At 64.0% G+C, this 8635-nt stretch carries 10 protein-coding genes; 4 read left to right on the top strand and 6 right to left on the bottom strand.

Annotated features, from left to right (window positions below):
• Window positions 1-84: 84 nt before the first annotated feature.
• From C489_RS02580 to C489_RS02565, 4 genes are all read right to left on the bottom strand, one after another.
• Window positions 85-720, bottom strand: coding sequence for a PH domain-containing protein (locus C489_RS02580; protein ID WP_239642024.1), 636 nt, complete (start codon window positions 718-720; stop codon window positions 85-87).
• Window positions 692-1339, bottom strand: coding sequence for a PH domain-containing protein (locus C489_RS02575; protein WP_006429565.1), 648 nt, complete (start codon window positions 1337-1339; stop codon window positions 692-694). Before C489_RS02575 ends, C489_RS02580 begins: the two co-directional genes overlap by 29 nt.
• Window positions 1336-1857 carry a MaoC family dehydratase gene (locus C489_RS02570; protein ID WP_006429564.1) on the bottom strand — a complete coding sequence of 174 codons (522 nt, stop codon included), beginning with the start codon at window positions 1855-1857 and terminating at the stop codon, window positions 1336-1338. The genes C489_RS02575 and C489_RS02570 overlap by 4 nt, the downstream gene beginning before the upstream one ends.
• Before the next feature lie 109 nt (window positions 1858-1966).
• Window positions 1967-3367 (bottom strand): NAD-dependent succinate-semialdehyde dehydrogenase, encoded by a 1401-nt coding sequence (locus tag C489_RS02565; RefSeq protein WP_006429563.1) that lies wholly within the window; start codon window positions 3365-3367, stop codon window positions 1967-1969.
• Window positions 3368-3487: 120 nt separating this feature from the next.
• On the opposite strand from C489_RS02565, the gene C489_RS02560 reads away from it, so the two are divergent.
• Window positions 3488-3700, top strand: coding sequence for a hypothetical protein (locus C489_RS02560; RefSeq protein WP_006429562.1), 213 nt, complete (start codon window positions 3488-3490; stop codon window positions 3698-3700).
• A gap of 147 nt (window positions 3701-3847) precedes the next feature.
• On the opposite strand, the gene C489_RS02555 is transcribed toward C489_RS02560, so the two are convergent.
• The gene (locus C489_RS02555) at window positions 3848-5134 is read right to left on the bottom strand and encodes a Cdc6/Cdc18 family protein (RefSeq protein WP_006429561.1); all 1287 of its coding nucleotides are present in this window, start codon (window positions 5132-5134) and stop codon (window positions 3848-3850) included.
• A 273-nt stretch (window positions 5135-5407) separates the two neighbouring features.
• Window positions 5408-5656: a hypothetical protein gene (locus C489_RS02550; RefSeq protein WP_006429560.1), complete on the bottom strand. Its 249-nt coding sequence runs from the start codon at window positions 5654-5656 to the stop codon at window positions 5408-5410.
• A gap of 550 nt (window positions 5657-6206) precedes the next feature.
• On the opposite strand from C489_RS02550, the gene C489_RS02545 reads away from it, so the two are divergent.
• From C489_RS02545 to C489_RS22995, 3 genes are all read left to right on the top strand, one after another.
• A complete protein-coding gene (locus tag C489_RS02545; protein ID WP_006429559.1) occupies window positions 6207-7064 on the top strand; it encodes an HpcH/HpaI aldolase/citrate lyase family protein in 858 nt (285 codons plus the stop codon).
• A 107-nt stretch (window positions 7065-7171) separates the two neighbouring features.
• Window positions 7172-8428, top strand: coding sequence for a Glu/Leu/Phe/Val family dehydrogenase (locus C489_RS02540; protein WP_006429558.1), 1257 nt, complete (start codon window positions 7172-7174; stop codon window positions 8426-8428).
• 125 nt (window positions 8429-8553) lie between these two features.
• Window positions 8554-8635, top strand: an 82-nt coding sequence (locus tag C489_RS22995; RefSeq protein ID WP_394296297.1) for a twin-arginine translocation signal domain-containing protein, incomplete at its 3' end; no start/stop codon positions are given.

The raw sequence follows: 8635 nt of genomic DNA, 5'->3' as shown, positions 1-8635 counted from the left end.
GAGTGGGAATGTTGCCTCCGTGGAAACTCAGGACGACTGAGACTCCAACGAGAGGAATCCTCGCCCTTCAGGGCGGGGAGGATGTCAAGGGTTTCGCTCGAGGCCCCGTCGCCACTCCCGGACTTCGGCGAGGACCGCTTCCCACTGGTCGCGCCGGCCCGGAATCTCGCGGCCGGTCAGACGCTCGCGTTCGGCCTCGAGTCGGTCGCGAATTGCGCCCGGCTCCTCGACGTTCCAGAACGCGAGTCCCGAGCCGCCGGCGGTCTCGATCGTGACGGTACCGTAGCCGACGGCCCGGCCGATCGGGTCCTGCTCGACGGTCGTGTTCTGGATCCGCTCGAGGGAGACGATTCGGACGGTCCGCCCGAGGACGCCGTGTCGCGTGGCGGCGACCGTTTCCGTAACGACGAACGCCGTGCGCGAGACGCGTGCGTACTGCCACAGCGCCGGCGCGAGGACGATCGGCAGGCCAGCGAGGGCGACGATCGGGAGCGCGTCGACGACGACCGCGGCCAGCAGGGCGACCGCGCCGACGAGCGCGAGCGCGGCCCACGGGAGGACGGTCTGGATTCGCGGGCCGGCCTGCCAACGGATCCGATCGCCGTCCTCGAGCGGGAACCACGAGGGAGCCGACGCGGACGGATCGGCGGTCGGTGTCGTCTCGTCTCCACCCCTGGCCGACCCGCCGGCTTCAGATCGACTGGTCCTCGTCATACTCATAGGACTGGCGGTCGTCGGCTCGTTGGGTCGCAGATCGGTTCTCGCCGGAGGATCGAGCGGCCGTCCCGTCTTCGACGGCTGTTCGAATCGCTCGGAGTTCGGTGAGGATTTCCTCGAGCACGTCGTCCTTCGTGCGGTCGTCCGCGGACTCGCCGCGCTCGCGTTTGATCCGCTCGCTGATCCGCTGCTGGACGGCCTTCGGATCGGGGACCGACTTGAACGCCATCTCGACGCCGGATCCGCCGGCGGTGCTGACTTCGACGGACCCGTAGCCGAAGTGCGTGCCCAGCGCGCTCTGGCTGTAGGAGATGTCCTGGACCTTCTCGTGTTCGATTCGCTTGACATCCCGCGAGAGCACGCCGGTCTTCTTGTACAGCGCGCGGTTCGTCACGACGTAGTGGGTGTTCGTCACGCGGAGGTACTCGCTGACGATGATGACGACGCCGATCAGGACGATCGCCAGCGGGATCCCGATCGCAAACGCTGGAATGAGCGTCCGCCGATCCGGACCACCGGCCCAGACGACTGCCTCGTCGTCATCCAGCGAGAGCCACTCGAGGTCCGTAGCGTCGGGGCCTGCAGCGCCGGATGCTTCGGATTCGGTGCTCATCGCGATCATGCACCCCCTTCGTTCGCGTGCTCGTCGCCCGCGTTTCCATCGTCCGTGTGGTCGCTGGTCGCGTGCTCGCGTTTCAGCGAGAGCACCGTCCTGTCGAACTCGCAGACGAGCGGTTCGTCCGGATCGTTCGATTTGAACGCTTCGACGTGCATAGTGACGATCCCGCGCTCGCCGTCGCTGGTCTCGCGCTTGTCCGTAACCGTCGACCGGGCGCGGATCGTATCGCCGTGGAAGACCGGGTTCGGGTGCTCGACGCCGTCGTAGGAGAGATTCGCGACGATCGTCCCGTCGGTCGTCTCTGGAATCGAGACCCCGACGGCCAGCGACATCGTGTAGAGGCCGTTGACCACCCGCTGGCCGAACTCGGTGTCGGCTGCGAACTCCCCGTCGAGGTGGAGGGGTTGCTGGTTCATCGTCATATCGCAGAAGCGCTGGTTGTCGCTCTCGGAGATCGTCCGCCGGCGCTCGTGGTCGATGGTCTCGCCGACCGAGAACTCCTCGTAGTACAGTCCCGTCATGCGTTCGAAATCACGCAGATCCTACAAAAGCGTGGCGTCGTCCCGGGCTCGTGATCTGTGCCGGAGACTGGCCCGCAACTCGATGTCCCCGATCCGAGCGATCGCGACGTTATTCGACCATGTCGGTCTCTTCGCCGGCGTCCTGCTGGACCCAGATGGTCTTCGTGTTCACGAACTCCCGAATCCCGTGTCGGGAGAGTTCGCGGCCGTAGCCCGAATCTTTCACACCCCCGAAGGGCAGGCGCGGGTCGGACTTGACGAGTTCGTTGACGAAGGCCAATCCGGACTCGAACTGGCGGGCGACCCGCTCGCCGCGCTCGAGGTCGTCGGTCCAGACGCTCGCGCCGAGGCCGAAGCGGGTGTCGTTTGCCTTCTCGATTGCGGCCGCTTCGTCCGGGACCCGGAAGACCGTCGCGACCGGGCCGAACAGTTCCTCCTGATCCGCGGGTGCGTTTTCCGGCACGTCCGTGAGTACCGTCGGCGGGTAGAACGCGCCGTCGCGGTCCATCGGCTCGCCGCCGAGCTCGAGCTCGCCGCCCTGTTCGACGGTCTCTTCGACCTGCTCGTGGAGGTCGTCCATCAGATCGTCGCGGGCCTGTGGCCCGATATCGGTGTCGTCGTCCATCGGATCGCCGACGGTCTGGGCCGCCATCTCGTCGACGAACCGATCGACGAACTCGTCGTAGATGTCGTCGACCACGATGAACCGCTTGGCCGCGATACAGGACTGACCGTTGTTGATGAGCCGAGCCTGCACCGCCGTCTCGACCGTCTGCTCCATGGGCGCGTCCTCGAGCACGACGAACGGGTCGCTCCCGCCTAACTCGAGGACGTTCTTCTTGAGTTGGCTCCCGGCGGTTTCGGCGACCGCTCGGCCCGCCCCGTCGCTGCCGGTGATGGTGACGGCCCGGACGCGGTCGTCCTCGATGACAGAATCGATCTCGTCGGAGCTGATTAGCAGCGAGGTGAAGGCACCATCAGGAAAGCCCGCCTGTTCGAAGACGTCCTCGATGGCCCGCGCACAGCCGGGGACGTTCGAGGCGTGTTTCAACAGGCCGACGTTGCCCGCGGCGAGGTTGGGGGCGGCGAACCGAAACACCTGCCAAAATGGGAAGTTCCACGGCATGATGGCGAGTACCGGGCCGATCGGTTGATAGGCGACGACCGTGCGGGCGCTCTCATCGCTCGCGATAACTTCGTCCTGTAGCTGTTCGGCAGCGTATTCGGCGTAGTAGTCACAGGCCCACGCGCACTTCTCGACCTCGTCGTAAGCCTGTCCGATGGGTTTCCCCATCTCCTTGGTCATCAGGTGGGCGTAGTCGTCCGCGTTGTCCCGGAGGACCTCGGCCGCCCTCGAGAGGAGCCGCTGGCGGGTCTGGATCGGCGTGTCGCGCCACTCCTCGAAGGTTTCGCTCGCCTGCGCTAGGTGTTCGTCTCGCTCCTCGGTCGATGTCTCCTCGAAACTATCGACCACGTCTCCCGTCGCCGGATTCGTACTCTCGATGGACACGCGGGAACCGACCACGACGAACCGCTTAGTACGCAGGGCTGCCAACTAAAGGACGAGTCGGACCGTCACGGTCGTTCGTACCACACAACCCCTATACTCCTCGAATTCCTAGAAACGGCAATGTCAACGCAGACCCAACACGACGATTCACACCCGCCGCCAGCGCAGCGAAAGACCGTCCTCTTCTGCCCGGACTGTGGCCACGAGAGTCCGATCACCGGCGACTGGGAGACGATGACGGCCGGAGACGAGCGATTGCTCGTCTGTACCGACTGCGGCTCGGTCGTCGACCGCCGATCGCGACGCCGATCCGACCTCGTCGAAGCAGTGTAACGCGGACTCCGATTCTTTTCGACGGTCGACGCGAGCGGTGTCCAGACCGCTACCGGGGTCCCCCACCCCTCGTTCAGACTGAAAACGCGCCTCGAGCGGGCGGGGTGGGTTGGTCGGCACGAACGGATTCCCGATCCAGTGGTCGTCTCACGAAAACGACTCGAGGTCGACATCGCGGTCGGCCGTCGACGAGTCGCGCTCGCGGAGGTGGTCGTAGGTCGGCAGTTCCTCGAGCGATGAATCGCGGCGGACGGCCTTGACGATGTGTTTCGGATCGGTGACGAGACGGTGCAGGAGGTAACTACCCTGCGACCGACCGCCGCCGGTCTTTTCGGACTCGATGACGCCGAGGAACGCCTGTTCCTTGAGTTGGCGGTAGAGTCCGTTCTCAGTGATCGGATCGTTAGCGACCAGCTCGCAGATCCCGACGTAGCGCTCATAGACCTCTCGAGTCTTGTAGGTCTCCCGATCGCCCGTAATGATGCGGCTTGCGAGGGCGTACAGCGCGAGTTTCGCGTGGACGGTCGCGCCGCTGGTGAGTTCCTCGATGCGGTTGATCTCGGCGACCTCCTGTGCCTGCTGGATGTGATCCTCTGAGACCGTTTCGCTGCCGGTCCGGCGGGCGAGTTCGCCGGCTTCCTTGAGGATCTCGATCGCTTTTCGCGCGTCCCCGTGTTTCTTCGCCGCGAGGGCCGCACAGAGTTCGATCGTGCCGCCCTCGAGCACGTCGGGCTGGAACGCGTCCTCGCGATTGCGCATGATCTCCCGGAGCTGGGAGGCGTCGTAGGGATGGAAGAACAGCTCGCGGTGGCCGAAGCTGCTGTCGATCCGTTCGTCGAGGGTCTCCCGATACTGGACCTTGTTGCTGATCCCGATCACGCCGATGTACGCGTCGGTTTTCCGGGCTTCGCGAGCGCGGGAGAGCTGCATCAGGATGTTGCTGTTGTCCAGTTTGTCGATCTCGTCTAAGATGACGATGACCGCGTCGAAACACGCCTCGAGAATGCGCCAGATGTGCTGGTAGTACTCCATCGTCCCGACGCCACGGAGCGGGATGTTCTGTTGGTAGTCGGTCTGTTCTTTCAAACTGAGCGCCAACTGGCGCGTCGTTCGGGTTTCCGTGTTCGCCTCGGAACAGTCGACGTAGAGCACGCCGCAGTCAATGTCGTTGCTCCGCGCGGCGTCTTGGGCTCGAGTCGCGACGTGACGGGAAATGAGACTCTTGCCGGTTCCCGTCTTGCCGTAGAGCATCACGTTGTTCGGCGGGTCGCCGCGCGTGATCGCACCGACCTCGGCCGCGACGGATTGGATCTCGTCGTCACGGCCGACGATCCGGTCCTCATCGGGGACGTGACCGACGTGGAGGAGTTCCTTCCGATTAAAGATGGGGTCGTGAGATTCGAAGAGCGGGTCCCCACCCGTCTGCTCAGCCATGGTTTCGTTCTGGAAGACTGTCTTTATAAATCTATGGAAGGTAGTTCAGACTGATAAGCAGCGGATAGAGCTATTATAACGGATGTATCGGCCAAATACGCAGTTATCTCCCCAGTCGGCCGGATGCAGACTGAACTCGCGCCGGGGGCGGCGAACACCCCTTGTTCAGACTGAAAGTGTAGGGAAGGGCACGAGGTGAAGGAGAGACGAGACGAGCAGGTGCGAGATGAACCCGGTCGGACGGAAATATCCGGCACATCGCGGCGTTACTCTTTACCGTGGAGTCGTGGGTCGATCTCGAGCGGCTCCGAGGCGATACAGCGCGATCGCAACTGCTTGGACCAGCAACACCAGAAGGATGCTTTCTACGAGAAAGATAGCGGCGACACTGAAGACGAACGTGGCAATCGCGATGATGAGCGGAAAACGGCGGTTATGGACCGCGGCTTCGCGGTAAACGAACCGTGCGATAACTCCTTGGAGGACGAGATAGACGACAAATCCGAGTGCGATTGCGGGCATACGATTCGTTTCTCCCTCTCCTGTTAGTCGGTATATTATTTGTGTTATCTCGTTAGGCGATTCCCGCTCGATCTGTAGCCCAACTGCTCGCTTTCAGTGAGAGATCGGACACGCGAGTCCGTCTACCGGTCGGTTCGACTATCGAATAATCCGTCTCTCCGACACTGAATCGTCGGATCAGTTCACGATCTCCTGCCACCACCCACACCCCATCTCCATTCGGACCGGTTTTCACTCTGAATAGGGGGTGTGGGTCCCCTCACCGTCAGTTTTCCGTCCGACTGCCCCTCGTGCAGAGTGAAACCCACCCGAAACTGCGGCCGATTGTTTCACTCTGCACGAGGGGTGGGAACGATTCTCGAGCCGACAGCCATCGGCCAGTCTCTCGGTGCCCACCCCCACGGCCCTACACGTCCGTCACCCGACTTTCACTCTGCACGAGGGGTGTCCGTCACTGAACCGTCGAGACGAGAGCACTCGAGCGGTCGCCACTCCGACGAAACGCGCCGCCACACCGACGCCTTTGACCCTGGACAACCGAGATAACAGTATGGTCCGCAGAAGCGTGCTGTTCACGCCCGGTGATCGACCCGAAATGTGCCGGAAAGCGCCCGACTCCGGCGCGGACGTGGTCGTCTTCGACCTCGAGGACGCCGTCTCCCCCCAGCGAAAACCAGAGGCCCGCGAGGCCGTTCGGGATGTGCTGACCGATCCCGACTTCGATCCCGAGTGTGAGGTCTGCGTGCGGGTCAACGCGACCGCCGAGACTCGAGCAGCCGACCTCGAGGCTCTGTTCGAAGCCGGGCCCGACGGCGCTCTCGAGAGCGTCATGCTGCCGAAAGTCGGCTCGCCCGACGACGTCCGCGCGCTCGTCGACGAACTCGAGCGGTACGACGCGTCTCCGCCCGTTTTCGCGCTGATCGAGAGCGCCGCCGGCGTCCTCGCTGCTCCCGAGATCGCGGCCGTGCCCGCGACCGACGCGCTGGTGTTCGGCGCGGAAGACCTCTCGGCGGACATCGGGGCGACTCGGACTATGGAGGGAACTGAAGTGCTCTACGCGCGGGAACGCGTCGTGCTCGCCGCGGCGGCCAACGAGTGCACCGCGATCGACACCATCGTCTCGGACTTCGAGGACGAGGCTGCACTGCGCGAGGATACCGACTTCGCGATCCAGTTGGGGTACGACGGCAAACTGGCGATCCACCCCGCGCAGGTCGGACCGATCAACGAGGCGTTTACGCCCTCGGCCGCGGACCGCGAGTGGGCGACCCGCGTCCTCGAGGCCAAACGCGAGGCCGACGCCGCGGGACGGGGCGTGTTCGCGGTCGACGGCGAGATGATCGACGCGCCGCTGATCGCCCGCGCCAAACGGATCGTCGAGCGAGCCGAGGCCGCCGAGGAAACCTGACCGAACGGCCAATAAAAAGGGTATTTCAGCGATTGAACTGGACGAGTAGCACGTTCCGTGATAGATATTCGCTACGCTTATCCCTCGGTCGCCGGAACCAACTGCGTATGAGCGATGATATCAACCCGTTCGAAAGCCTGCAGTCGCAGATCGACGACGCTGCGGCGTACCTCGACGTCGGCGACGACGTGATCGAGCGGCTTAAACACCCCGAGCGAGTGCTCGAGACCAATCTCACGGTCGAACGCGACGACGGCGACCTCGAGCGGTTTACGGCCTTCCGCTCGCAGTTCAACGGCGACCGCGGTCCCTACAAGGGGGGTATCCGCTATCACCCGCAGGTCTCCCGCGACGAGGTCAAGGCGCTCTCGGGCTGGATGACGTACAAAACCGCGATCGTCGACATTCCCCTCGGCGGCGGCAAAGGCGGGATCGCGGTCGATCCGGACGACTACTCCGAAGCGGAACTCGAGCGGCTCACCCGCTCGTTCGCCAAAGAACTCCGCCCGCTGATCGGGGAGGACCGGGACGTTCCCGCTCCCGACGTGAACACGGGCCAGCGGGAGATGAACTGGATCAAAGACACCTACGAGTCCCTCGAGAACACGACCGAGCCGGGGGTTATCACGGGCAAGGCGCTCGACTCCGGCGGAAGCGAGGGCCGCGTCGAGGCGACCGGTCGCTCGACCGTCATCGCCGCGCGCGAGGCCTTCGACTACCTCGACAAAGATATCGAGAACGCGACCGTCGCCGTACAGGGATACGGCAATGCCGGCTGGATCGCCGCCAAACTGATCGACGAGATGGGCGCGACCGTCGTCGCCGCAAGCGACTCGAGCGGCGGTATCTACAACGCTGACGGGTTCGACCCGGTCGCGGCCAAGGATCACAAAAACGAGACCGGCAGCGTCGTCGGCTACGAGGAAAGCGACGCGGAACTCACGAACGAGGAGGTCCTGACCCTCGATGTCGACCTGCTGATCCCGGCCGCGCTCGAGAACGCGATCGACGCCGACCTCGCCGAGGATGTCGCCGCGGATATCATCGTCGAAGCCGCGAACGGGCCGCTTACCCCGAAGGCCGACGAGGTCCTCGAGGAGAAAGACGTCTTCGTCATTCCGGACATCCTCGCGAACGCCGGCGGCGTCACCGTCTCGTACTTCGAGTGGGTCCAGAACCGCCAGCGCTTCTCCTGGGCCGAAGAGCGAGTCAACGAGGAACTCGAGACGGTCATCGTCGACGCCTTCGACGCCCTCGTCGAGACCTACGAGACACACGACCTCGAGAACCCACGAACCGCGGCCTACGTCGTCGCGATCCAGCGGGTCGCCGACGCCTTCGCGGAAGCCGGGAGTTGGCCCTGATTCGGGACCGGCCATCCCGAGTCCCGAACCCAGTCTGTGCGGACGATCGAGTCACGGGCGCGGTCGTTTTCTTCCGGACTGACAGACGGTCGTCGTTCCAACAAACACTTACCAACTGAACCGCCATTTCTCAGGAAATGAATCGACGAACCGTTCTCGCGGGCGCTGGCGCTGCAGGCCTCGCCGGACTCTCGGGCTGTCTGGGAC

Source organism: Natrinema versiforme JCM 10478 (assembly GCF_000337195.1).
Classification (GTDB): Archaea; Halobacteriota; Halobacteria; order Halobacteriales; family Natrialbaceae; genus Natrinema; species Natrinema versiforme.
This window is presented reverse-complemented; position numbering and strand designations above follow the sequence as displayed.

Bases quoted from the DNA above. Each gene is read 5' to 3' on its own strand.
- C489_RS02580 (WP_239642024.1), bottom strand. From the start codon at position 720: ATGAGTATGACGAGGACCAGTCGATCTGAAGCCGGCGGGTCGGCCAGG.
- C489_RS02575 (WP_006429565.1), bottom strand. From the start codon at position 1,339: ATGATCGCGATGAGCACCGAATCCGAAGCATCCGGCGCTGCAGGCCCC.
- C489_RS02570 (WP_006429564.1), bottom strand. From the start codon at position 1,857: ATGACGGGACTGTACTACGAGGAGTTCTCGGTCGGCGAGACCATCGAC.
- C489_RS02560 (WP_006429562.1), top strand. From the start codon at position 3,488: ATGTCAACGCAGACCCAACACGACGATTCACACCCGCCGCCAGCGCAG.
- C489_RS02555 (WP_006429561.1), bottom strand. From the start codon at position 5,134: ATGGCTGAGCAGACGGGTGGGGACCCGCTCTTCGAATCTCACGACCCC.
- C489_RS02550 (WP_006429560.1), bottom strand. From the start codon at position 5,656: ATGCCCGCAATCGCACTCGGATTTGTCGTCTATCTCGTCCTCCAAGGA.
- C489_RS02545 (WP_006429559.1), top strand. From the start codon at position 6,207: ATGGTCCGCAGAAGCGTGCTGTTCACGCCCGGTGATCGACCCGAAATG.
- C489_RS02540 (WP_006429558.1), top strand. From the start codon at position 7,172: ATGAGCGATGATATCAACCCGTTCGAAAGCCTGCAGTCGCAGATCGAC.